The sequence below is a fragment of the Vibrio sp. Y29_XK_CS5 genome, assembly GCF_024181835.1.
GTDB classification, from domain to species: domain Bacteria; phylum Pseudomonadota; class Gammaproteobacteria; order Enterobacterales; family Vibrionaceae; genus Vibrio; species Vibrio harveyi.
Window position 1 is genome coordinate 815,965 of sequence record NZ_JAMZAM010000002.1, and the last position, 25,675, is coordinate 841,639.

Consider the following 25,675-nt stretch of genomic DNA (forward strand, 5'->3'; position numbering starts at 1 on the left):
ATATAATATCCTGATTTATAAAGAGGTTTTATCCTCCTATAAGTACTGTGGGCATACCGGCAACAATACTGCCGCCATGAGAAGTGGTGTCTCCCATTCGGGCGGCAGGCTTATTGCTTAATAGCACGGTCGTGCTTCCCATCGCGATAGAATCTGGGGTTCCAACGCACACGCAAACGTCACTTACTGTCGCGGCCGGTAAGCTACCGATCAACACAGTAGGTGCCCCGGGGCCGGTGACCGGACCACCCACATGAGGAATTGGTGGGGTTGCTGGTGTCTGCATTGGGCATACATGCATGTCAGTGATACGAGCAGCAGGTAATGTCATCGTAGTTCTCCTTGCTCAGCGGTTTGTGATTGGCTATCTGAAGTGCCTTGACCGCCTGCAGCGATATCCAAAGCCATTGTGATTGCGGTTTGATAGTAAGGTTTCGTCTTGTCCCATTGAGGCAAAGCGGCTGCGTGATTAATTGCACCTGCAGTCGCTTTGGCATACAGAAAAGGATCAGGCATAACGGGTGGAATATCTGGTGCAACGATGCTGCCCGAACCATTCCAAAATACCGCTTGAGCAAGCCAAGATGGCCCACAATTCAGTTCCAATCGATGAGAAAGATGTTCGGCTTTGCGGCGCAATTCTTCGGAGGGTGACCGCACCCAAGCCATGCAAGTTTCGACACTTTGTTTTTGAAGGGGTGACCATTCCTCATTGCGTTGATTTAAACACAACGCTCCCCACCAGATTGCCTCCCGGACGGGTAGAGCGTGCGTCAAAAACTGAACGAGATCGTTGTAGAGCTCTTTGTCTGTGAGTGATTGAATTGCATCGTTGATGCTGGTTTCTTCGTTGAGTAGCGCTTTAGCCTCGTCACTGGCTTTGAATCTCGGTAGTATTTGCTCTGCCGTTTGGTATGGAATCTTCTTATATTTCATTAGTTAACCTTTACAATTGCGCCTTTTACTTCACCCATTACACCGCCATCAAATGTCGCTTTGAGACCCGATTTGAACTCGGCACTCAAAGAGCCTTCAGCAGAAAGCGTGGTGTCCGCTTTGATGGAAATACTCAAGCCAGAAATATTGTTTGAACTGGTTGCTTCAAGAGCGGTCGTGGTGCCCGAAACTTTGTTGGCCGAAGTGGCTTTGCTGGTGACATTGGTCCCTTCCAAATTCAGTGCGCTGCTCGCTTTGACGTCGATATTGGTTGCTTCAATGGCAATGGATGATGAGGACAGGGTTATTTTGCTTGAGCCAACTTTGAGCTCGATAGAATCGTCAGCTTCAATCGAAATCGACTTGGCTTTTTCGCTCAGTGCTTTGGTAACGCTCAGCGAGTAGTTGTCTTCTGTCGACACGGATACCGCTTTGGTGACTGTTTGGCTTAATTCACCCTTGATGGTTTCGGTTTGGTTGTTTTCAACTTCTTGTGTCAGGTCTTTGGCTGCATGAAGGTAAAGTAATTCATTGTCTTTTTTGTCATCGAAGTAGAGCTCGTTACTCTGTCCAGAAAGCTGGGTTTTGATGCCAGACTTTGTTGTATTGGCTTCTGCGTATGGCGGGGCATTTTTGCTGTTGTAGACGCTGCCCGTGATGATTGGTCTATCTGGATCACCATCGATGAAAGAGACCAGTACTTCTTGTCCGGCTCGTGGCACAAATTGAGCACCGTAACCACTTCCCGCAAGCATCTGTGCAACACGAACATAGCAACTGGTTTTGTCACCGCTTGCGTCCGTATCCCATTGGAACTGAATACGCACACGACCTTGTTCGTCCTGATTAATATCACCCGCGGTTGATCCGGCAACGACTGCGCTTTGTAAGCCCTGCACTGCTTGTTTTGAGCGAGGTTGAGGGTAGTGAGGGGTATCTTTTGGGATCACTTTTAGTCTGGTGCTGCTCTCTGCATTTTCGGTGTATTCCACTTCCATACAGACGACCGAAAAGTCACCAAGTTGCTCTTTGTCTAGATGGCTTGAAAGCGAGAAGTAAGTACCGAGCTCGAAGAGATCATGTTTTGCGCTAGCAATAACGCTTTGGTAATCCTGCTCAATATACTCGATTCGACGTTTGGCAAGATTGCTAGAGAGATCTGTCATATCACCGCTGATACCCAAAGTCGGGTAACGCGTGTTGGCAAGTTTAGTGTTGTTGGCAATGGTATTACTGGAGGTTTTACTGCCGCTGGTGATGAGTTTTGTCTGCGAATAATCGTAGCTTGAAAGTTCAACACTCGCGCCATGAAAGGCAACGGTTGGGCACCAATCTTCAAGCAAAGGAAGTGAGCCTGTCGGCGTTTCCTTCATATCAAATTTCGCTGTGCTGGCTTTATCAAATGGGGTTTGAGCATCTTGCAAAATCATGGTGTGTGAACCACTTGCATGCTCAAAATAATAATGAACGCCTTCTTCAGCGAGCAGGCGAGAAACGAAGTCAAAATCCGATTCGTTATATTGCAAACAATATTCACGCTTGGTCGAAGGCATGCTGGATATTTTATAGTTACCCTTGAAACCAGCGTTATCGAAAATATCACTGACGATTTCTTGTGTGGATTGATTTTGATAAACCCGGAAAGAATGTGTGTGTTTTAATAACCAAAACCAAGGTTTAAGCGTTATTTCGTATTGGTGATTCTGCAAATTAGAATCCATTCCTAAATGTTGGATCAATGTCACAACTCCATTGTAGGAACGATTGAGTGTATTGCTGCCAGATTCGTTGAAATAACGGTTTATAGTAAGGAACTGACCTAGTTGATCTTGTATGTCAAAGCCACTGGACACCAGCATTGCTTTGATTTCAAAGGGCTCTGATAAGGCTTGCTTTATTGTTGCATTACTTATGATATGTTCTTGATTACTTGAGTCTTTTGCAGACATCAAACTAGCCGAACTGCTGTATTTATCAGCCATTGCATATCCTTATGCTTGAACTTTTCAATAATAAAAATTTGAAATATAAATACTATTATTAATCAAATTACTCAAAAAATAGCAGTATTAGATCTTATTCGCTATTCGATTTATTAAAAGAAAAGGAGTTCTTTATGGCGAGTCAAAATGCAAAAAAGATGGCGAAAGAATTTTTGCAAAATGTAGAAAAGGACAGTAAGTCATATCACAAAAGTTGGGCGAGAAAATTCGGTAATAAATACCAATCTGCCAAGAACTGGGTAAAACGTGACAAGAAAATGGTCGCGATGGATATTGCGCAAAAAGGGGTAAGGACTGGTATCGGGATGATTCCATTTCCCGGCTCGAAAGAGGGGGCAGCCCTGTTGGAAGTCGCAGGTGGCGCAGCGTTAAAAGCCGCTTCTCGCAAAGCGTGGGAAGAAGGCTCAAAGAAAGGCGTAAAATCTCTTCTTAATAAAAAAATTGAATCTGCTCGCAAGCAACTTAAAACTAACTCGGTAGGAAAAGTCGATCATGAGTTCCTGGCGCTTTCGGCGCGTAAGCGTGATGAACACATTCATGCGATTCGTAAACTGGTGAAGTACGAAGTTAAGTTACTGCCAAAGCGTTCTGATGAACTCAGTTTGCGTTTATTCAAGCTGAAAGAGGCGATCAATGAGTCCCGTGTGAAGCTCAACAAAACTACCATGTCTTCCACATCTGCTATCGACAACATGCAAGCATGGACGGAGTTCTTTTCTGCCATCAAAGAGGTCGAGCATTACCAAGCGAAATTGCGTGAAAGCCTGATTCAAGTGCAAGAGATCACCAAGGATGTAGAGTGGTTCTTGGCGGCTTCTGAAGCCACGACTGACCAGATGAATGCACAAAACCTACCGCAACTGGAAGAAGCATTTGACCAGATCCGTCGTAGTTACGGTAACATCAACTCGCTCAAACAACTGCAAGATATGATGTTGGAGAGAAATCTCGTTGAATCCGGTTTGTTGGATGAAAAAGACTTAACCTACAAGCTAGCCAACTAGGCAAATCCGACCGTTCGTTAGCAAATTAAACCCAAGTAGGGAGCTGTTGTGCTCTCTTATTCTTTTTACTTGCTGAATTTATTGGGTTTTTATTGTCGACAATTTCAGCTTGCTCTTATCGAACTGAATGTTTTTCCACTCATAAATCACTCAATAACACTATACCTTAGTCTAAATTGTCGACAATTTGCTTGATTGTCGACAATCTGATCGTCTATTTTATATTCAAGTTAACAAATTGTTGACACTTTGGTTTCTAAATACGAGTGCCTTGAATATGAATACAGAATTGAAAACTCGTCATAAAGTGATTGTCTCTGAGAAGGAGCACACTAAATCTGAATCGCTGACCGAATCGTTAGTGGAAGCGATTGTGAGTGGTGAAATTGAACCGGGCAGTAAAATCTCAGAGCCTGAATTAGCCAAGAAATATCAAGTGAGTAGAGGTCCTCTACGTGAAGCCATGATGCGTCTTGAAGGGCTTGGGTTGATTGAGCGCATTCCGCATGTTGGCGCTCGTGTTATCACTTTCTCTCCAGAAAAACTCATCGAATTGTATTCGGTCCGCGAGGCATTAGAGGGCATGGCGGCAAGGCTAGCAGCTCGCTATATCACTCAAGAAGAGCTACTGAGTTTGGAAATGCTATTGTCGACACATTCCAAACATATTGATGAAGTCGAAGGATCGTCTTACTTCCACCAGCATGGTGACTTCGACTTCCATTATCGAATCATTCAAGCGAGCCGAAACAGCAAGCTTATCTCTCTGCTTTGCGACGAGCTGTATCACTTGTTGCGCATGTATCGTTACCAATCACCACGTGCGCAATCTCGCCCTAATGAAGCACTCAACGAGCACAAATTCATTCTGCAAGCGATTCGAAACCGTGATGAAGAGTTGGCAGAAATGCTGATGAGAAGGCACATCTCAGGCAGCCGAAAACTTATCGAATTACAGATTCTACATTCTGAAAGTAAAGATAGAGAACAAGACTAGAAGGAAATTGTCATGAGCTTATCTCCGGGGGCGAAGTTCAGACTCGCCATTGAGCAAAACAATCCGCTGCAGATCGTCGGCACCATTAACCCATACTGCGCCATGATGGCGAAAAACTTGGGTCACCAAGCTATCTATTTGTCGGGTGGCGGCATCGCCAATGCGTCTTACGGTTTGCCAGATCTTGGTATTACAACATTGAACGATGTTTTGGTGGATGTAGACCGCATCACCAACGCGTGTGATTTGCCGTTACTGGTTGATATCGATACCGGTTTTGGTGGTGCGTTTAACATCGCACGCACTATCAAGGCGATGGAAAAAGCGGGTGCGGCGGCAGTGCATATGGAAGACCAAGTGGCACAGAAGCGCTGTGGTCATCGTCCAAACAAAGCGATTGTTAGCCAACAAGAAATGGTCGACCGAGTGAAAGCGGCAGTGGATGCGCGTAATGACGAGAGCTTTGTCATTATGGCTCGTACTGATGCGTTAGCGGTGGAAGGCATGGATAGCGCGATTGAACGAGCGATTGCATGTGTGGAAGCGGGCGCAGACATGATCTTCCCAGAAGCCATGAATCAGCTAGACCAATATCAGCAGTTCTCAACAGCGCTAGAACAAGCAACAGGGAAGCACGTGCCTATTCTTGCCAACATTACTGAGTTTGGACAAACGCCACTATACGGCTGTGAAGAGTTAGCCCAATCCAAAGTGGACATGGTTTTGTACCCATTGAGCGCATTCCGTGCGATGAACAAAGCTGCCGAGATGGTTTACAAACACTTGCTTGAAGTTGGCAACCAAGAAGCGTTGCTTGATTCAATGCAGACACGAAAAGAGCTGTATGAGCACCTTAATTACCACGACTACGAGAATAAGTTAGACAAGCTGTTCTCCGAAGGTAAATAAGGTCAATAAAGAAACAAATGGAAGCCCAAGAAAAAGATAGATAAACGGAATCTCTAATCCAATAACGTGAAAATTGTCTGATTCAAAAGAGCCCATTAAGAGAGCCAAGTCAGATAGAAAAGGAGTTCAACAATGCCTCATTCTGTAGAAAAGAAAGCTGAGATAGGTGGCGCAGGTCTACGCGGTCAAAGCGCTGGAAGCACAGCTTTATGCACTGTCGGTAAAACGGGGACAGGTCTAACGTATCGTGGTTACGATATTACGGACTTGGCAAATCATGCTCAATTTGAAGAAGTAGCGCATTTGCTGTTACGCGGTCACTTACCTAGTCAACAAGAGCTAGACGCCTACAAGACACATCTATTGAGCTTGCGTGGCTTACCAGCGGAGCTTAAGCAAGCGTTAGAGCTGATTCCTGCTGATGCTCATCCGATGGATGTCATGCGCACAGGTTGCTCTATGCTGGGTAACTTAGAGCAAGAAATGGACTTTGAGCAACAGCTCCATGCTACTGAGCGAATGCTGGCGCTTTTCCCTGCCATCATTTGTTACTGGTATCGCTTCAGCCACGATGGCGTACGAATTAAAACACACGATAACAGCGAAGACTGCATTGGCGGCTACTTCCTAAAACTGCTTACTGATAAAGCACCAAGCGAAACGCACAAAAAGGTGATGCACTGTTCTTTGATTCTTTATGCAGAGCATGAGTTTAATGCCTCAACATTTGCAGCGCGTGTGTGTGCCTCGACGCTTTCTGATCTTCATTCTTGTATTACGGCTGCTATCGGTACGTTGCGTGGTCCACTTCATGGCGGTGCAAACGAAGCGGCGATGGAGATGATTCAAGATTGGCAAACGCCAGATGAAGCAGAAGCAAACATTCTTCAGATGCTAGAGAACAAAGACAAAATCATGGGCTTTGGTCATGCGATTTATCGTGAAAGTGACCCTCGTAATGCACTGATCAAGCGTTGGTCAGAAGCGTTATCGAAAGAGGTGGGTGACACACATCTTTACGCGGTTTCTGAGCGTGTGGAATCCGTAATGAAGCGCGAGAAAGGTCTGTTCTGTAATGCCGACTTCTTCCATGCTTCGGCTTACCACTTCATGGATATTCCAACCAAATTGTTTACGCCAATCTTTGTGATGAGCCGACTGACAGGTTGGGCGGCGCACGTGTATGAACAACGCGCGAACAACCGAATCATTCGCCCAAGTGCGGATTATACCGGACCGGATCATCAAGACTGGGTGCCAATCGAACAACGCTAGCGCGTGACGCCTCTTTGTGAGTTTTGTCTTGATGGCATTCACAAGGGGCGTCTCTTTCACCGCGAATCCATTTCAAAAACAGTATCGCGGTGCGTTCAGGCATAAGATGTACACTAAAGCGGAAGCAAGCCCATGAGCATCACCACAAATATAAATACTCAATATCGTAAGCCGCTCCCGGGAACCCAACTCGATTATTTTGATACCCGAGAAGCGGTCAACGATATTTCCCCTGGAGCCTATGAAAAGCTCCCATACACCTCACGCGTTTTAGCCGAGCAGTTGGTTCGCCGCTGCGACCCGAATACGCTCACTGATAGCCTAAAACAGTTGATTGAACGCAAGCGTGACCTCGATTTTCCTTGGTATCCGGCGCGTGTGGTCTGTCATGACATTCTTGGACAAACCGCATTAGTCGACCTCGCTGGTCTGCGTGATGCAATTGCCGAGCAAGGCGGTGACCCAGCGAAAGTAAACCCTGTGGTTGAAACGCAATTGATCGTTGACCATTCACTGGCAGTTGAACACGCAGGCTTTGACCCAGAGGCGTTTGAGAAAAACCGCGCGATAGAAGAGCGCAGAAACGAAGACCGATTCCATTTTATTGAATGGTGTAAAACGGCGTTTGAGAACGTCAGTGTTATTCCTGCGGGTAACGGCATCATGCACCAAATCAACTTGGAGAAGATGTCTCCGGTTGTGCAAGCCAAGCAAGGCATTGCCTATCCCGATACCTGTGTCGGTACGGATAGTCACACTCCTCACGTTGATTCACTTGGCGTTATTGCGATTGGTGTCGGCGGTTTAGAGGCGGAGACGGTTATGCTTGGTCGCCCGTCGATGATGCGTCTACCAGACATTGTTGGCGTGAAGCTTACTGGCAAGCGTCAACCGGGTATTACCGCCACGGATATCGTACTAGCGATTACCGAGTTTCTGCGAAATGAACGCGTGGTTTCATCTTATCTCGAATTCTTTGGTGAAGGGGCGCGAGACCTAACCATTGGCGACCGCGCAACCATCTCAAACATGACGCCAGAATACGGCGCAACCGCTGGGATGTTCTACATTGATGAGCAGACTATTAATTACCTCAAACTGACAGGTCGCGATGATCAACAGGTCGACTTGGTTGAGAAGTACGCCAAGCAAACCGGTCTGTGGGCAGATGATTTAGACACTGCCGTTTACGAACGCGTACTTGAGTTCGATTTGTCCCAAGTCGGGCGTAATTTGGCAGGTCCATCTAATCCTCATCGTCGTTTACCTACCTCAGAGCTTGCTGAGCGTGGTGTTTCTGGTGAGTGGCAAGAGAAAGAAGGCGAGCTTCCAGATGGCGCGGTTATCATCGCGGCGATTACTTCTTGTACCAACACCAGTAACCCAAGAAACGTTGTCGCAGCGGGTCTGGTCGCTAAGAAAGCGAATGCGCTTGGATTGGTGCGCAAACCTTGGGTGAAGTCTTCATTTGCTCCGGGTTCTAAAGTTGCTCGACTCTACCTTGAAGAATCTGGCTTACTCCCTGAATTGGAGAAGCTTGGTTTTGGTATCGTCGCCTATGCGTGTACAACCTGTAACGGCATGAGCGGCGCACTTGACCCGAAAATCCAACAAGAAATCATCGACCGAGATCTGTATTCAACGGCGGTACTTTCTGGGAACCGCAACTTTGATGGTCGAATTCATCCATACGCAAAACAAGCATTTTTAGCATCGCCACCTTTGGTCGTTGCTTACGCGTTAGCTGGGACGATTCGTTTTGATATCGAACGTGACTCTTTAGGCACAGACAAAGACGGCAAGCCGATTTATCTCAATGACTTGTGGCCAACGGATGAAGAAATTGATGCTGTGGTGGGTGAGTACGTTAAGCCAGAGCAATTTAATCAAGTCTACATTCAAATGTTCAAACTGAATGATGAGGTTCGTAACCCGAATCCGCTCTACGATTGGCGTCCGATGAGTACGTATATCCGAAGACCTCCCTACTGGGAGGGAGCACTGGCGGGTGAGCGAACTCTGTCTTCAATGCGTCCTCTCGCCGTTTTAGGCGACAACATTACGACCGACCATTTGTCACCATCGAACGCAATTTTGGCAAGCAGCGCTGCAGGCGAATACCTCGCGAAGATGGGCGTGCCAGAAGAAGACTTTAACTCATACGCGACTCACCGAGGTGATCACTTAACCGCGCAGCGCGCTACTTTCGCTAACCCGAAATTGTTCAACGAAATGGTCAAGGAAAATGACGAAGTCGTGCAAGGATCGTTAGCGAGAGTCGAACCTGAAGGCAAAGTGACACGCATGTGGGAGGCGATTGAGACTTACATGAATCGCAAGCAGCCACTTATCGTGGTCGCAGGTGCGGATTATGGTCAAGGATCTTCGCGAGATTGGGCGGCGAAAGGCGTTCGCTTGGCGGGTGTAGAAGCTATTGTCGCTGAAGGTTTTGAGCGTATCCACCGTACCAATTTAGTTGGCATGGGCGTACTTCCTCTGCAATTTAAAGATGGCGTGAACCGAAAGACGCTCGAATTGGATGGCACTGAGTTGTATGACGTTATCGGCGATATCACTCCAGGTGCTGATTTGGCATTGGTGATTACCCGTGCAAATGGCGACAAGGTTGATGTGCCAGTGACTTGTCGACTCGACACCGAAGATGAAGTTCACGTTTACAAAGCGGGCGGCGTGTTACAGCGCTTTGCTCAAGATTTCCTCTCGCAATAGATAGCGCAATAACGGAGCAAGATATGGATAGCAAGGTGCAAAGCCAAATCAAAGTCCCAGCGACTTACATGCGCGGCGGTACGAGCAAAGGTGTGTTCTTCAACCTTGAAGATTTGCCACAGCCAGCGCAAGTCGTAGGCGAAGCAAGAGACAAGCTGCTACTTCGTGTGATTGGCAGTCCGGATCCGTATGCCAAACAAATTGATGGCATGGGCGGCGCGACTTCCAGCACTAGTAAAACTGTGATTGTGTCGCGCAGTGAGCGAGCTGATCACGACGTTGATTACCTGTTCGGGCAAGTATCGATAGATAAGCCGTTTGTCGATTGGAGTGGTAACTGTGGCAACCTTTCTGCTGCAGTCGGACCTTTCGCCATTCATGCAGGGTTGATCGACGAAGAACATATTCCCGAAAACGGCATCGTTACCGTTCGTGTATGGCAGGTGAATATTGGCAAAACCATATTGATTCATGTGCCAATCGTAAATGGTTTCGTTCAAGAAACAGGGGCGTTTGAGCTCGATGGTGTGACGTTCCCAGCGGCAGAAATTCAAGTTGATTTTGTCGACCCTGCTGATGGTGAAGGCAGCATGTTTCCAAGCGGCAATCTAGTAGACGATTTGGTCGTGCCAGATGTTGGGACGTTCAACGCCACCTTTATTAACGCAGGCATACCGACGATCTTCGTAGACGCAGAAGCGCTCGGCTACCAAGGGACCGAGCTTCAAGATGACATCAATAACGATGAATCTGCTCTTGCGAGGTTTGAGTCCATTCGTGCTCATGGCGCGCTAAAAATGGGTCTTATTAATTCGCTCGAAGAGGCTCAAACACGTCAACACACGCCTAAGGTTGCGTTTGTTTCTCAGCCTAAATCCTATTTATCGTCGAGTGGTAAAGCCGTAGAGGCAGGTGAGGTCGATATTCTCGTCCGAGCTTTATCTATGGGCAAACTTCACCACGCCATGATGGGAACCGCAGCGGTCGCCATTGCCTCGGCGGCATGCGTCCCGGGTACTTTGGTGAACCTAGCGGCTGGTGGCGGAGAGAAAGAATCTGTGACGTTTGGGCATCCATCAGGAATGCTTAAGGTGGGGGCAAAAGCCAAACAAACAGAACAAGGTTGGGTGGTTGAGAAAGCCATTATGAGCCGCAGCGCGAGAATACTGATGGAGGGCTGTGTGCGTGTTCCCTCCAATGTCTTTGAATAACACAATTGCATGGTAGTGATACTTATACCAACCACATCAATTATTTGATGATTCTTGCTTGTTAAAACCGCTGATAACTTCGTTAAACCTATTTCTTAGTAAAAGAAGGTGTAGGTAGAGCAACTAGCTAGCTGCAATCTTTGCCTTGTTCTAAGCAGTTTTACCTACGCAATCTTCTGAACATCTAATTAATGCGATTGGTATTAAAAAGCAATGTCAGGACATACTGGAGGAAGCAATATGTCTGCATATCAAAAAGAATACCTTTGGGCACAAAATGAACCGGAAAACTTTTGGCGTGCTCAAGCTGAAAACATCGATTGGTTTGAAGCGCCAAATACCATCTTGCAAGCTGACGAACATGGGATTGAACGTTGGTTTCCTGATGGCGTATTGAACACATCATGGCTCGCCTTGGATTATCATTGCGAGCAAGGAAGGGGGGATAAAACCGCACTGATTTATGATTCGCCAGTGACGGGTCAAAAACAAACTTACAGCTATCAAGCTCTGCGCGACCAAGTGGCAAAAATCGCGGGCATGCTTTCTAATCAAGGCGTAACCAAAGGCGATCGTGTGGTCGTCTACATGCCGATGATCCCAGAAGCGGCGATGGCGATGCTGGCTTGTGCTCGATTGGGTGCGATTCACTCGGTGGTGTTTGGCGGTTTTGCCCCGAATGAGCTTGCCGTTCGAATTGAAGATGCGGAACCCAAAGTCATCATGACGGCGTCTTGTGGCATCGAAATTAACAAGGTGATCCCGTACAAACCAATGGTTGATAAAGCCATTATGGACAGCCGTTGGAAGCCTGAGAAAGTCTTTGTTCTTCAACGCCCGCAGTGCGAAGCCGAACTTAACCTTGAACGTGATTTAGATTGGCAGCAAGAATACGCGCAAGCTTTGCCTCATGCGTGTGTCCCTGTGCTTGCGACAGATCCTCTTTATATTCTCTATACCTCTGGCACAACAGGGAAACCAAAAGGCGTGGTGCGTGACAATGGTGGCCATGCCGTAGCGATGAAATATTCGATGACGTCAATTTATAACATCCCTCAAGATGGTGTGTTCTGGGCAGCATCGGATGTGGGCTGGGTTGTTGGTCACTCCTATATTGTGTACGCGCCGCTGATTCATGGTTGTACCACTATTCTATTTGAAGGCAAACCAGTGAGAACACCGGACCCGGGTGCATTCTGGCGTGTTTGTGACGAATACAAAGTAGACGTGCTTTTCTCCGCGCCAACCGCTTTCCGTGCAATTAAGAAAGAAGACCCAGAAGGCGAGTTCATTAAGCAATACGACTTGTCGAACCTTGATTCTATTTTCATGGCAGGTGAACGTCTTGACCCACCAACACTAGAATGGGTAGAAAGCAAAGCAGATAAGCCGGTCATTGACCACTGGTGGCAAACCGAGACTGGATGGGCTATCGCGGGCAATCCGACTGGTATTGAGGTGATGCCGGTAAAAGCAGGCTCTGCTACCAAGCCAATTCCAGGCTATCAGGTAGAGATTCTCAACGAAATGGGAATGCCAGTGGGTGCAAATCAGCAAGGTTTTGTGGCTCTGAAGCGCCCATTACCACCAAGCTGTCTACCGACTGTCTGGCGCAACCACGACCGCTTTGAAACTGGTTATCTAAGTCAATTTCCGGGTTACTACGTATCGGGAGATGGCGGTTACCTAGATGAAGATGGCTACCTGTTTATCATGGGACGAATTGATGACGTAATTAACGTTGCAGGTCACCGTCTATCTACTGGCGAAATGGAAGAAATCGTGGGCGGTCACCCAGCGATTGCGGAATGCGCGGTAGTCGGTATCCATGATGAGTTAAAAGGACAGCTACCACTTGGCTTCGTGGTTCTTAAAGATGGTGTGAAGATTGATGATCTAACGCTAGAGGGGGAGTTGGTGGGTAAAGTGCGCAACGAGATTGGTGCTGTGGCTTGCTTTAAACATGCGCTGGTTGTCGATCGTTTACCAAAGACACGCTCAGGCAAAATTTTGCGAAGAACCATTCGTCAAATAGCCGATGGTGAGCAATACGTGGTGCCATCAACCATTGATGATCCATCCAGTTTAGGCGAAATCGAACGAGTGCTTAAACGTGGCTAGTTAAGTACGATTTTAATTAAGCACGATCTTAGATTAGCTGCGACCAATCGTAAATATCGAAGCCTCTTGCTTTGTCGGCAAGAGGCTTTTGCATTCCTGCTTGCCTAAATGCATGTTTAAACACACACTATATGGATTCATGTTTTTGGCTTCTTTTCCTATGTCTACTTTTGTAATCAAACCAGCGCTTTTTGACGATCTTGAACAACTCAATGATTTGATGTTCGAACTGCATGATGAGCACCACATCCAATCTCCAGAGCTGTTTAAAACCGCAGAAGAAATCGAACAAGAAAAGAGTATTGCTCGCTATCTCGATAATCCTGAATGTTTGGTGTATGTCGCTAGAGTAGAGGGTGAGATCGTCGGCTTTGTATCTGGGCATTTCTGCGAGCTTATTTCTACGGTTAGTAAACCTGTCATGATGGGAAGCGTTGATGAGCTATACGTCTTACCCGAATATCGTAAGCAAGGTACCGCGAAGGCTTTGATTAAAAAGATAGAGGCGACATTCGTTGATTACGGAGTGAAACAGATGTTTGTTGAGGTTTGGGACTTTAACCAGACAGCGATTTCTCTCTATAAGAACCAAGGTTTTGGGCATCATATTCATTGGTTAAGAAAGTCGTTATCTGAACGTTAATTAATGCGTAGCTAAGACGGTAACTTAGTGACTTATGTAATCTGATGGTGCAAAAGTTGAGTCTAATGGTCAGTATTTACTATTAGTCTCGTCGCAATGTGCGGCGACTCATTCTCATCCAAATTGGTGATGTTGTTTTTGTTTGCTTGTTTTGTAAGTGGCACATGAATAGTGCCTCATAAAACAAGAGGAAAATAACATTGAATCTATCAAAAACCTTACTTGCAACGGCGTTATTGCCAATGTTGGCAAGTGCAGATCAAGTCACGCAGACGCAATACGACGAAATTCAACCGGATATTGTTGGTGGCATTACCGCAACCCCAAATGACTGGAAGTTTTACACACAAATCGTCAGCCGTAATAATAACCGCTCTTTCTGTGGAGCAAGCTATATTGGGGATGGCTATGTTCTCACGGCTGCTCACTGTGTTGATGGCGATGCTCCTAATCAAATTGCCGTCAAAATTGGTGGTGTGATTTATAATGGTACTGATGGTGTTCGCTCTAATGTCAGCCAAATCTACGTACATCCTTCCTATAATCGTTCTACTTTGTCTCATGATATCGCTCTGTTAAAACTCTCTTCAAAGCCTCAAGGTGTTACGAAAGTGGATATCGCATCAGGCAGTGTCTCGCAATATGCAGGCGTCGGTGATTGGTTAACTGTCGCTGGACTAGGCCGAACTTCGGAGGGGGGCAGTTCACCAGCCGCTCTACAAGAAGTGGATGTGCCTCTGGTGTCTGATGCAATGTGCCGTCAAGCTGATGGGAACTACACAACAGTTGGGGCTGTTTCGTTTTGTGCGGGAGTACCTCAAGGTGGCATTGATTCTTGTCAGGGAGACAGTGGTGGTCCCATCGTTGTGAATAATAACGGCGTTGTGACTCAACTTGGTATCGTAAGTTGGGGCATAGGTTGTGCCCGACCGGGTAAGTACGGTGTGTATAGCGACATTGCGGCGTTGCGCAGTTTTGTTGATGGCGTTTTAGGTGCGACAATGCCTCCGACAGATAATGTTTCTGTTGGTTACACCGCAAATCAGACTTTGAGTTCTTTTAAAGTGGGCGAGCTGAAGCAACACAGTTTCAGTATTCAAAATATCGGTAATGTTGCGTTTACTGTCGAAAGTGTGGAACTGCAAAGTTCTGGTGTCACGAAATCTGCGATGATCACCAGAGACCAATGTGCACAATCGACCCTTAGTGCAAGAAGCTCATGTGTTGTTGACGTTGAGTTTGGCGCTTCTCAAGCAGGTGACGCGAGCGTTACGCTGAACTTTGGTATTGATAAAACCAGCACCTCATATCAAGCAGTCGTAATAGCATCGGCAGTGAGTTCAACAACACCGCCATCTGGTAGTTGTGAAAATGAATGGCAAGTTAGTGCGGTTTACAACACTGGAGAAACCGTGTCGTGGGCTGGTCAAATATGGCAAGCCCAATGGTGGACGCAAGGTGATAACCCTTCAGAATCTGGTCCATGGGGAGTATGGCAGTCAATAGGCAGCTCAGATTGTTCTGGGACCAATCCTCCTGTAGATCCACCAACAGAGCCAACACCGCCGCCAACTTCGGGTGATGCTTACCAAGCGGGTACGAATTATTCTGCAGGGGATGTGGTGACGAATAACGGTGCAAGTTACCAATGTAAGCCTTGGCCAAACAGTTTGTGGTGTGGCTCAACTCCAAGTGCTTATGAGCCGGGTGTGGGCTCAGCTTGGACAGATGCATGGTTAAAGCTGTAAAAGCATAAGTGAACCATAAAGAGAGTTTATTTGTTGTCGACAATAAGCTCTCTTTCTTGTTTCAATTCTGAGAAGGCGTAAAATCCACGTAAATTCCTCTGACGTTAACTTAATATAACTGGCAAAATCGCAGCCAATATTTCGAGTTATGTCTGATTTTTGTCAGAACTATTTTGAAGAGTGTCGCAAAGCGTTTTTTGACATGTGTGCTAAATGTACAACTGGTTACTTAATTTATGTCGAAAAATATTGGTAATCCTGCCATCATGACGGTGTGATTCTTCTCTCTTTTAAAGGTTGTATTTTGTGCTGAGACAGTTGTTTTTTCTCATCCTGTATTCCATTTCACTGTTTGTTTCTCCTTTGTCTGCCGCGAATCCTCTTCCAGAAGATGTGAAAGGGGCGCTTTGTGTTGTTCGCGCAGATAACAAATTAGTATTAATCCACGAGATATTAACGAATAAAATTTCCCTTCCTGGTGGCACCATTATTCAAGGTGAATCGCCTAAACTTGCTGCGCAGAGAGAAACGTGGGAAGAAACCGGTTTGGTTGTTACTGTTGGTGAAGAGTTAGGTAGAACAGATACTGCTGTTTTCTTTGATTGTGTATCGGATTCAGACGTAATTGCGTTTTCGATGACCAATAAAATTGATGGTAATGAGTTACCTATCTGGTTTGCTCCTCATTATGGCGTTGAAGTCGCTTCTGCGATGCTAGTGAGCCCGAGTAACATGTCAGCCTCTTTGTACCGTTATCCTGAGCAGTGGAAAGATGTAGGCGAGTTTTACACTAGAGCGACTGAACAACCTGTCGTTTATGTTGAACAGTTAATTGAGTCAGCGCCCAATTTCCGTCAACTGGAGTTGTCTTGGATGATGGATCTACAGAGTTGGGTAGGTTCGTTTTCATCGAGTAGTCGTAATACGGCGTGTGAAATCGCAGACCTAATTACGAGTTTGAGCAATCCAACATTTTTGTTGTTCTTGTTTCCATTCGTGATGATGCGTTTCGATAGTCGTTTTGTATATCGGCTGTTCTTTGCTGTTACCGCAACTTCGTTGATGACTCTCGTGGCTCAACAGGGGTTCTCACTACCAAGACCGCATGTATATGTACCAATGGCAGAGTTAACTCAAAGCTTTGGCTTTAGTTTTCCAAGTTTGCCTGTAGCGGTATGGTTTTGTGTGATGACGTTTATGTTCCAAAGAACAAATACCTTTGGTCTAAACCGAATCACATTGCTTGTTGCCCTTGTGACTTTGACCGTACTGGCTTGTAAGTTCTTCCTTGGTACTGCATTTATCCTAGATATGTTGATTGGTGCTTTGTTGGGGTCTTTGGTTGCATGGCATGTGCTCCGACTCGAAGGCAACCCCGATGTGGACGTAGACAAGTTACTGAGTTCAAAAAGTGTTTGGTTTACGATGACTGCGATTACCGCAGTGATTTCTGTCATTTGGCCGTTGCCCGTATTTACTAGCTGGTTAGCGATTCTGATTACTGCGTCAGCGCTGGTGATGACCTTCAAAGAGTCAGAAATACGTTTTGACCGTCAACAGATGTTGTTTGTGATTCTGGCGTTATTGCTGGTTGAGCAATTGTATCTTTACTTGAGCACAACGGTTTCATTTAGCGGATTTTGGTCTTTGGTGTTTAGCACCTTCCATTACCCTCTATTGATGCTGACATTTATTGTGTTAGCGAGAAAACTAACCTGTAAAAACAAGCACGCAGAGTAATAAAAAACCTCGCTTAATAGCGAGGTTTTTTATTGGCGTTTACTTCAGATTTGTTAAGCGTTCAAAACGAATTTCTCAATAGACTTTGCTACGCCGTGTTCATCGTTGCTCTCAGCGATGTAGTCTGCGATTTCTTTTGTCTCTTCCATCGCGTTTGCCATTGCAATACCAAGACCCGCATATTGAAGCATGTGATGGTCGTTCTCGGCATCGCCCATACAAATCACTTCTTCAGCTTTGATGCCTAAGTATTCTGCGATTGCTGAAACACCGATGCCTTTATTACTTGATGGATTCAAAAACTCTAAGAAGAACGGTGCGCTTTGTACTACGGTGAATTCTTCTCTTAGATCTGACGGCAGTGCTGCTATCACTTCGGTAAGTTTGCTTGGCTCTGCAACCATCATCGCTTTGATGATGGCGTGATCATCAGAAAGTGACTCGAAGTTCATTTCAGTGACATCAAGACCATTAATTTTTGCCTCGATATCAGTGTATGGGTTGTTTTCTTCAGTAATTAAACCGTGTTCTTGACTGAATGCATGAACGTACGCCCCAAGTTCTTTTGCTTTGCGAGCGATTTTTTTTGCTGCTTTACCATCGATGATTTGCTGGTGGATGATTTCATTGGTGCCAATGTTCTTCACCATAGAACCGTTGTAATAGAGTACAAAGTCTTTATCAGAGTTGATGTTCAACTCATCCAATTTGTCTTGCATACCCTCAAGAGGGCGACCTGATGCAAGTACAACGGTCACACCTGCTTCACGAGCCTTAGTGATGGCTTGCTTGTTCTCTTCTGAAATTACTTTGTCGCTGTTTAGCAACGTACCGTCCATATCTAGGGCGATCAGTTTGTACATCTTTACTTACCTTAAAAATTGGGAACTCGTGTATGAAACTACAAAAAGACCTATTTTAACAATTTATTTTTGGTTTAAATTGACCTGAGTGCGCCTCTCCATTAAGGTCTTCGCCTCGAAGTATTATGAGTTGAGTGAGTTCTACGTTGTATAAGCTAAATGAGATGTTTGAAACCATCCAAGGGGAAGGGGTTTTCACTGGTGTGCCAGCAGTTTTCGTGCGTTTGCAAGAATGTCCGGTAGGATGCTCTTGGTGCGATACAAAGCAAACTTGGTACGCAGAAGAGAAAGACCAACGCCAGATTGGCGATATCTTGGTGAAAACAGAGGACTCCCCAACATGGTGTTTCGCTTCAGCACAAGACATCGTAGCAGAATACAAAAAGCAAGGCTTCAATGCTCAGCACATTGTGATCACTGGCGGTGAACCCTGCATTTATGATTTGCGTGATTTAACCGCAGCATTTGAAGATATGGGTTGCCAGTGCCAAATTGAAACCAGCGGCACTTCAGAAGTCGTTACTTCAGAAAATACTTGGGTGACCGTGTCACCTAAAGTTGCGATGAAAGGTAAATTGCCTGTACTTAAAAGTGCGTTGGAGCGCGCAAATGAAATTAAGCATCCTGTTGGCACACAAAAAGATATCGATCATCTTGATTACTTGCTTACGATGGCCGATATAGACTCAAAAACCATCATCGCTCTGCAACCAATTAGCCAAAAGCCAAGAGCAACACAGCTTTGCATTGATACTTGCGTGGCACGTAACTGGCGCTTGTCAGTTCAAACTCATAAATACTTAAGTATTGCTTAAGCTCGGAGAAAAAGATGAAAAAAGCAGTTGTTGTTTTCAGTGGTGGACAGGACTCTACAACATGTCTGGTTCAAGCGTTAAAAGAGTTTGATGAAGTACATGCAATCACATTTGATTATGGTCAACGTCATAAGTTAGAGATCGAAGTTGCGGAAAAAGTAGCAAAAGATCTTGGTGTTGCTGCTCATAAAGTCATGGATGTAGGTCTTCTGAACGAACTAGCAATCAGCTCTTTGACTCGCGATGACATTCCAGTTTCTCATGAACTTCAAGAGAACGGTTTGCCGAATTCATTCGTTCCGGGCCGTAATATTTTGTTCCTAACGCTAGCTGGCATTTATGCATACCAAATTGGTGCTGAAACCGTAATTACTGGCGTGTGTGAAACCGACTTTAGTGGTTACCCTGATTGTCGTGATGACTTTGTGAAAGCGATGAACAGTGCTTTAGTAAAAGGCATGGATCGTCAGTTCGACATCAAAACACCGCTGATGTGGCTAAATAAAGCGGAAACATGGGCGTTGGCAGATCAGTACGATGCGTTGCAACTGGTCCGTGAAAGTACTTTAACTTGCTACAACGGCATCATTGGTGATGGCTGTGGTGATTGCCCGTCTTGCGATCTGCGCAAAGCGGGCTTAGATGATTACCTTAATAACAAAGACACTGTTATGCAGTCGTTGATTCAAAAGCAGAAAGCGGAAGATCAATAGGCTCGTTATAAGCATCAATCACGGCATCATGCCCATTTCTTTTTGATTGATACAAAGCTTGGTCTAATATCGAATACAGCTCATCATAATTACTAAGTGGTTTTGATGTAGAGAGATAGGCCAAGCTTGCTGTGACATTGACCGAATGACCGTCGTCTGTTTTTATCTGCTTTTCTGAGATGGTTTTGTGAAGGCTTTGAACACGAAATGGCACATCAATTTCATCCACATTCTTTAGTAACAAGATAAACTCTTCTCCTCCAATACGTCCCAAATATTCTCCTTTATTTAGTTTAGATTGAAGTGACTTACAGACTTGAGTTAGGACTAAGTCGCCTACTGGATGCCCGTATTTATCGTTAATCAGTTTAAAGTTGTCTAGGTCGATTAGTGCAAGTACGTAGCGCATATCATCTGGCGCACTGATCGATTGAGAACGGATTTTCTCGATGATTGAACTCCGATTCAGGGAGCCTGTTAACTTGTCTAAACGAGATTCCATCTTTATTTTTCGTAGAGCAAAGAGTGCGACCAACAAAACAGCGAGTAACACAAATACTACAAAGTTGTACGCTCGCTGTTGCTCGGCAAGCTTTTTAAGCTCAAGCAGTTTTAAGTTACGTTCGTTGTCAATTTTTACGAGTTGCAACTCATATTCATATTCACTTTTCGTTAGGTCTAGCGCTTCGATTGCTTTTACATTGTTGGCATCTCGGTTTGCTAACTCCAACGTTGCGTACTCGCGGTAGTGGGATAGAGCTGTTTCATACTCATTCTGTTGTTGGAAGATTTGCGAGAGTAACAATTGAGATTTTGATTGCAACGCGGTCGTTGAGTTCTTGTTTGCCAACTCTAACGCGGCATTCGCGTGTTCTAGTGCTTCTTTCAACATGCGGTGTTTTAGGTAAGCGAAGCCTGCCGCCAAGTGACTTTCAGTTTGTAAGCGTTCGTTTTCGTACTCTTTGCCCAACTCTAAAGCGTTTTTAATATGGGGAACGGCGCTTTTTAAGTCACCAGAATCGACGTAGGCAGAACCAAGCCCAAGATAAGTTAGTCCCTTGCCGTATGGGTAATTCAGTTCTTCGAGTAGTGTTAGCGCATTCTTATAGTGACTGATGGACTTCTCGTAATCTTTAGATTTGTAATACATGGATGCCAAGCTATGTTCCACTTGAGCAACTTCAAGAGGTGTGGCTTCTAATTGTCGAGCAAGTAGTGCTTGAATTAGGTACTGTTCAGATTGTTCGAATTGACCTAGTTCACTCAGCAAATTACCTACATCGTTGTAAACACCTGTGGGATCGCTTTGCGCTGGCATTTCATTAATGAGTCGGCGGTACAAGCTAAGTGCGATATCGTATTCGCCACGGAAGTCGAAGTTGTTTGCGATTACACGCAGCGCAAGATCTGCAGGAATACTCTCTTTGTGGTCGTCAGTTAAGTGGTTATTAAGCGATGAGCAGAAAAAGTTAGCCTTGTGGTACTGACCCTGTTGATTGAGGGTGTAGCAAAGCTGGTAGTTCATTAACGCTTTTGTTTCTATATCTGCGCGCTGTTTAGCACTTTGCAGTAATGAGGTGAACAAGTTTACTGCAGCGTCGTAGTCACCCTGTTTGCGTTCTAACAGTGCTTGAATGTACTTTGATTCCAACTTTGCAAAGTGATTTTCCAGAAACTGACTGCTACCAAAGTAAGGCTGGTTGATATTCGACATGTATTCGTAAATCAAACCACTGACGTATAGCTTCTCACTATTAGAGTCGGCAGTGTGGTATCTGTCTTGAAGCATGTGGAGCGCAGATTTGGAATTTGTTTTCATTGTAGCTAGATAAACAGAATGCCATTGAGTGATGCTTTGAGTGTCACTTGCGTTTGCTTGACTGCCTAATAGGAGAGACGCAAGCAAAGTAAGCAGCGTACGCATAGTGATGTAACCTTATGTTATTGCTATGTTGTTTGTTCAGTATGATATACCAATTGGGAGTGAGTCATTGTGACAAAAGCCGAAGGGTATAGATAGTGGGGTGATGAAAACTATGCGCTCGGTCGAGCTTTACATCGAAAAGGTAAGTAATAGAAAAGAAGACCCCAGCACGGTGCTGAGGTCCTAGGGAATTAGCCTACGTATAGTTTCGCTAGATCTTGAGGTTCAACCTCTTTACCTTCTAGCTGTGCATTCCAGTTTGTGCCAACAAGAACGCCGTCTTCTGCAAGAGTTAGTAGCCAATCTTCAACAAAGATATCTAGTGGGATTTCTAGTACTTCGAAATCTGCCCATTCTTCAACGTTGTGTGCCTGCGCATCTTCTTTAGATGACCAGAAAGGCATGACTTCGCTGTTTTCGAATTCAGTTGAATCGCAAGATAGCCAACCTTCTTCATTGCGTAAACCCCAAACTAGTTGGTTTTCTTTAGTTTCAGCAACGAAAAGGTCAAGGTTTGCTTGGATATCTGATGTAAGTTTGCTCATTTCAAAACTCTCATTGTTATGACGCGAGTAGGTTAACACTAAAGTGCCGATTCCAAAAGCATAATACGGTTTAACAAGGTTGAAAAACAAAAGGAGCCGAAGCTCCTTAAAGTGTGTTCTCTGGAAGGGTGGTAAATATTGTCCACTCTTTTTTAATTTCACCTTTGTAGCCTACAACAGAGGCCGTTACACGACGGTTAAGTGCGTGGCTCACTTCGTCTGTTCCTTGTTGAGCAAGGTGAGTATCGCCATAGCCAACAATTCGAACGCGATCTGGTTTGATACCGTAACCTAATAACGCAGAGCGCACTTTATTTGCTCGACGTTTTGATAGGTCTAAGTTATGAGAAGCGCCGCCTACCTTACTCGCATAGCCATGTAGCTCGATAGAGGTTGTCGGGTATTCTTTGAGAAACTCAGACAATTGGCGAATCTGGCGATGGAATACAGGGTTAATTTCATCAGAGTCGTTGGCGAACAATACACGGACTTGCATTTGTTCAGACGACTTTATGTACTCACCGCAACCATCATTGTCGATCTCTGACGTTGCTGGCGTATCAGGACAAAGGTCCCTTGCGTTAATCACACCATCATCATCGTCATCTTGTAGGTCTGCAATTTGCTGAGCATTTGGTGTTTGCATGTATTCATACTCGTCTTCCGCAAATGCTTGGTTTGCTGCGACGATAAGACCCAACGAGAAAAGAATCTTTACTGCTTGCATAATTAGTACTCCACCTTCTGATTCCACTCAGTCGGAACATCAACGCGAAGCGCATTCAATAGTTGACCAGTCGCATTCATCACACGGTATTTGGCGTATTGTTCTGCGTACTTCGCATCCAAGTAGTCTTTGCGAGCTTCAAACAATTCGTTTTCTGTGTTCAATAAGTCAAGTAGGGTACGTTTACCAATACGGTATTGTTTTTCGTACGCAATAACTGTCTCAGAAGCTGAATCTACGTGATCGGACAAAAATTGTTTCTGTTGTTGTGTCAGATCCAGTGCGCTCCAAGAAAGGCGTAAACCTTCTTCTACATTTCGATATGCGCGTTCACGTAAGTCTTTTGCTTTGTTCAACTGGTAGGCGAAACTTTCGGCATTTGCAGAGTCACTGCCACCATTGTATAGGTTGTAACGCATACGCAGCATCGCTGTTGTTTCATCACTGTTTCCTTCGACACCAGCTGCATCATCACGCCATGTTTGCGAAGCTTCTACAGAAACTGTTGGGTAGTAGTTACCTTTAGACTGTTTGTACTGGAACTTAGCCGAATCAACATCCGCTTTTGAAATCTTAATCACTGGGTGAGAATTAAATGCCAAATCAATCGCATCATCTACTGTGTAAGGAATGAAGTTTTGATCTGCGCGAGGGAAGATAAGTCCTTGCGGAGCTTGACCTACAAGACGTGTGAAGATCGTGTGCGTATCAAACAAATTGTTCTGAGCAGCTACCAAGTTACCGTGTGCTTTAGCTAAACGAGCTTCTACTTGCGTTAAGTCCGCTGTTGAACCAATACCTGAATCTACACGTTTCTTGATATCTTGATAGATTTTCTTATGCACTTTCAGGTTATTTTCAGAAAGCGTCAGTACTTCATAGGCTTTAACGGCATCCAGGTAGACTTTAGCTACCTCTAATGCTTTATCTTGAGCATCTGCTAATAATTGGTAACGAACGGATTCAGCATCCGCTGCAGTACGGTCAATGTCGTTAAGCGTCGCTGAACCATCCCAAATAAGCTGGGTTAGCGTAATTGTCGCTTCTTTTCGCGTTAAATCAGTAGACTTACGATTACTCTCTGCTGGATTTATCCCTTCATATCCGACACCTGCATCTAGGTCGACAGAAGGAAGATAAGCACCGCTCGAGGCTTCATTCACATACCGCTTACTTACGAATTCATTAAACGCACTTTTGATGTCTGGGTTGCTAATAAGTGTATTTTCAACCGCTTGCTCAAGTGTTTGTCCGAAAGCAGGGCTAACGGCAAGCACACCAAAGCATATGGCGTTGGCACGAGTCCACTTCACTTTGTTTCTCCTAGATTTAGTCATGTCTGAAGGCGAGAAATTGTTCTTATAAATAGGGACAACTCTATAGGCGTCAATAATCTAACGCACAATGCTATTAACAATCAACTATGTGACTAGTTGCTATAATTAATGTTGGATAATTAGTTTTACACTTTATGAGCTGTTGTTCTAATTATTTTCTGGATAAAGATCATGTTTTCAATGGTTTAAACAGAATTGGTGCCTGTATGTTTGTGATCTAGTCCCAAACAGGTCCTATATACACTTTTATAAGTAATATGTGACTCAAAAGTTGAAATTAAGTGTTAATGCGCTGTTATTGCGGAATATATTCGGGCAATATATAGCTAATAAGTATCATTGGTCAAAATGTTGACAGTATTTTTATGTCAGAGGTTTATATGGATCGTACTTCCTTAGTTCCAGTTGGTGAGCAGTTAGTCGTAATAGATTTGAATGGGCAATTGAAGGTTCTTGCCGAGAATGAGCGACCATTACCGGGCGAACTGATTGTTGCAGTCATCGAAGATGAACCACAAAAACTTCAAGTTAAAGTTGCAACAGAAGAAGACGAGCAAGACATCACTCAAGATGTTGCTCAAATTATTGACGCTCTTAGAGACGGGCAAGACCCGACATTACTGAATGAAGAGTTTGCCCCAGCTGCGGGTGAGAATGCCGGCTCCAGTTTGCAAGAAAGTGGGACTGTTGAGCGTACAGGGGCAGAAATACTTGCTAGCACTTTGTTTGAAACGACGGGTATCGCAGCACTAGGTTTGTCTGAAACTCAAAACCTATCGCTCGCGGATCTTATTTTGAACGCAGCAAATTCAGATAATACATCGCCAGCAATCAACCCTCGTCCTCCGGTTGCTGAAGATGACAGCGTTTTGACCGATGAAGACGCTTCGGTTTCTATCGATGTATTGGCTAACGACCAAGACGCAGATAGTGATTCACTAAGTATTGAATCGGCAACTGTTCCGGCAGAACAAGGCACAGTAGAGATTATTGATGGTAAGTTGATATTCACACCTGCAGAAGACTTTAACGGTGAAGCGACGGTTACTTATGTAGTAACGGATGGCGCACTAACTGATGAAGCCACGGTTACTGTAACGGTAAACCCGATCAACGACGCACCAGTGGCAGTAAACGACACTGTTACAACAGATGAAGATACCGCGGTTACTATCGATGTATTGGCGAACGACAGCGATCCAGAGAATGACCAATTAACCATTACCAATGCTTCGGTACCTGCAGAGCAAGGTACGGTGGCGATTGTTGACGGCAAACTGGTCTTCACGCCTGCCGAAAACTTCAATGGCGACGCAACGATTAGCTACACCATCTCAGACGGTCAGCTAAGTGACGATGCAACGGTTGCGGTGACGGTTAATCCAGTTAACGACGCACCAGTGGCAGTAAACGACACTGTGTCAACAGATGAAG

21 protein-coding genes are annotated in these 25,675 nt (G+C 45.1%); 13 read left to right on the forward strand and 8 right to left on the reverse strand.

What is annotated here, in order from left to right; all coding sequences use genetic code 11:
- Positions 1–28: 28 nt before the first annotated feature.
- From NL647_RS13840 to NL647_RS13850, 3 genes are read right to left on the reverse strand one after another with little or no spacing between them, the layout of a single operon-like run.
- On the reverse strand, positions 29–331 hold the full coding sequence (locus tag NL647_RS13840) for a PAAR domain-containing protein (protein WP_005426629.1): 303 nt from the start codon (positions 329–331) through the stop codon (positions 29–31).
- Complete coding sequence (locus tag NL647_RS13845; RefSeq protein WP_253650288.1) at positions 328–936, reverse strand: hypothetical protein; 609 nt, start codon at positions 934–936, stop codon at positions 328–330. Before NL647_RS13845 ends, NL647_RS13840 begins: the two co-directional genes overlap by 4 nt.
- Positions 936–2,918, reverse strand: coding sequence for a type VI secretion system Vgr family protein (locus tag NL647_RS13850; protein ID WP_253650289.1), 1,983 nt, complete (start codon positions 2,916–2,918; stop codon positions 936–938). The genes NL647_RS13845 and NL647_RS13850 overlap by 1 nt, the downstream gene beginning before the upstream one ends.
- Positions 2,919–3,052: 134 nt before the next feature.
- Here NL647_RS13850 and NL647_RS13855 point away from each other — a divergent pair, with 134 nt between their 5' ends.
- From NL647_RS13855 to NL647_RS13900, 10 genes are all read left to right on the forward strand, one after another.
- Positions 3,053–3,943: a hypothetical protein gene (locus NL647_RS13855; protein WP_253650290.1), complete on the forward strand. Its 891-nt coding sequence runs from the start codon at positions 3,053–3,055 to the stop codon at positions 3,941–3,943.
- Positions 3,944–4,220: 277 nt separating this feature from the next.
- Complete coding sequence (locus tag NL647_RS13860; RefSeq protein ID WP_009696948.1) at positions 4,221–4,940, forward strand: GntR family transcriptional regulator; 720 nt, start codon at positions 4,221–4,223, stop codon at positions 4,938–4,940.
- 12 nt (positions 4,941–4,952) lie between these two features.
- Positions 4,953–5,849 (forward strand): methylisocitrate lyase, encoded by an 897-nt coding sequence (prpB, locus tag NL647_RS13865; protein WP_045401602.1) that lies wholly within the window; start codon positions 4,953–4,955, stop codon positions 5,847–5,849.
- Between the two features lie 132 nt (positions 5,850–5,981).
- Positions 5,982–7,124: a 2-methylcitrate synthase gene (gene prpC, locus NL647_RS13870; protein WP_053052408.1), complete on the forward strand. Its 1,143-nt coding sequence runs from the start codon at positions 5,982–5,984 to the stop codon at positions 7,122–7,124.
- Between the two features lie 132 nt (positions 7,125–7,256).
- Positions 7,257–9,854 (forward strand): Fe/S-dependent 2-methylisocitrate dehydratase AcnD, encoded by a 2,598-nt coding sequence (gene acnD / locus NL647_RS13875; RefSeq protein ID WP_253650291.1) that lies wholly within the window; start codon positions 7,257–7,259, stop codon positions 9,852–9,854.
- 23 nt (positions 9,855–9,877) lie between these two features.
- Positions 9,878–11,065: a 2-methylaconitate cis-trans isomerase PrpF gene (gene prpF / locus NL647_RS13880; RefSeq protein WP_253650292.1), complete on the forward strand. Its 1,188-nt coding sequence runs from the start codon at positions 9,878–9,880 to the stop codon at positions 11,063–11,065.
- Positions 11,066–11,305: 240 nt separating this feature from the next.
- On the forward strand, positions 11,306–13,186 hold the full coding sequence (locus tag NL647_RS13885; protein WP_253650293.1) for a propionyl-CoA synthetase: 1,881 nt from the start codon (positions 11,306–11,308) through the stop codon (positions 13,184–13,186).
- A 160-nt stretch (positions 13,187–13,346) separates the two neighbouring features.
- Positions 13,347–13,829 (forward strand): GNAT family N-acetyltransferase, encoded by a 483-nt coding sequence (locus NL647_RS13890; protein ID WP_253650294.1) that lies wholly within the window; start codon positions 13,347–13,349, stop codon positions 13,827–13,829.
- A 200-nt stretch (positions 13,830–14,029) separates the two neighbouring features.
- The gene (locus NL647_RS13895) at positions 14,030–15,577 is read left to right on the forward strand and encodes a trypsin-like serine protease (RefSeq protein ID WP_253650295.1); all 1,548 of its coding nucleotides are present in this window, start codon (positions 14,030–14,032) and stop codon (positions 15,575–15,577) included.
- A gap of 306 nt (positions 15,578–15,883) precedes the next feature.
- The gene (locus tag NL647_RS13900; RefSeq protein ID WP_050937475.1) at positions 15,884–17,317 is read left to right on the forward strand and encodes a bifunctional NUDIX hydrolase/phosphatase PAP2 family protein; all 1,434 of its coding nucleotides are present in this window, start codon (positions 15,884–15,886) and stop codon (positions 17,315–17,317) included.
- Between the two features lie 53 nt (positions 17,318–17,370).
- Here the strand turns inward: NL647_RS13900 and NL647_RS13905 are convergent, their stop codons facing one another.
- Complete coding sequence (locus tag NL647_RS13905; protein WP_009696940.1) at positions 17,371–18,180, reverse strand: Cof-type HAD-IIB family hydrolase; 810 nt, start codon at positions 18,178–18,180, stop codon at positions 17,371–17,373.
- A gap of 164 nt (positions 18,181–18,344) precedes the next feature.
- Between NL647_RS13905 and queE the strand changes: the two genes are divergently transcribed.
- The gene (queE, locus tag NL647_RS13910) at positions 18,345–18,995 is read left to right on the forward strand and encodes a 7-carboxy-7-deazaguanine synthase QueE (protein WP_253650296.1); all 651 of its coding nucleotides are present in this window, start codon (positions 18,345–18,347) and stop codon (positions 18,993–18,995) included.
- Between the two features lie 14 nt (positions 18,996–19,009).
- Entirely contained in the window at positions 19,010–19,708 is a 699-nt protein-coding gene (queC, locus tag NL647_RS13915; protein WP_029789726.1) for a 7-cyano-7-deazaguanine synthase QueC, read from the forward strand.
- Here queC and NL647_RS13920 read toward each other — a convergent pair.
- The 4 genes from NL647_RS13920 to NL647_RS13935 form a co-directional block, all read right to left on the reverse strand.
- Entirely contained in the window at positions 19,665–21,632 is a 1,968-nt protein-coding gene (locus tag NL647_RS13920; RefSeq protein WP_253650297.1) for a diguanylate cyclase, read from the reverse strand. The two genes, queC and NL647_RS13920, sit on opposite strands and share 44 nt — an antisense overlap.
- 191 nt (positions 21,633–21,823) lie before the next feature.
- Positions 21,824–22,177, reverse strand: a complete 354-nt coding sequence (locus tag NL647_RS13925; RefSeq protein ID WP_005451971.1) for a DUF2750 domain-containing protein — start codon at positions 22,175–22,177, stop codon at positions 21,824–21,826.
- 106 nt (positions 22,178–22,283) lie between these two features.
- Positions 22,284–22,904 carry an OmpA family protein gene (locus tag NL647_RS13930; RefSeq protein WP_005451972.1) on the reverse strand — a complete coding sequence of 207 codons (621 nt, stop codon included), beginning with the start codon at positions 22,902–22,904 and terminating at the stop codon, positions 22,284–22,286.
- A 2-nt stretch (positions 22,905–22,906) separates the two neighbouring features.
- Positions 22,907–24,217, reverse strand: coding sequence for a TolC family outer membrane protein (locus NL647_RS13935; protein WP_009696936.1), 1,311 nt, complete (start codon positions 24,215–24,217; stop codon positions 22,907–22,909).
- A 404-nt stretch (positions 24,218–24,621) separates the two neighbouring features.
- On the opposite strand from NL647_RS13935, the gene NL647_RS13940 reads away from it, so the two are divergent.
- On the forward strand, positions 24,622–25,675 hold a 1,054-nt coding region (locus tag NL647_RS13940), incomplete at its 3' end, for an Ig-like domain-containing protein (RefSeq protein ID WP_253650298.1).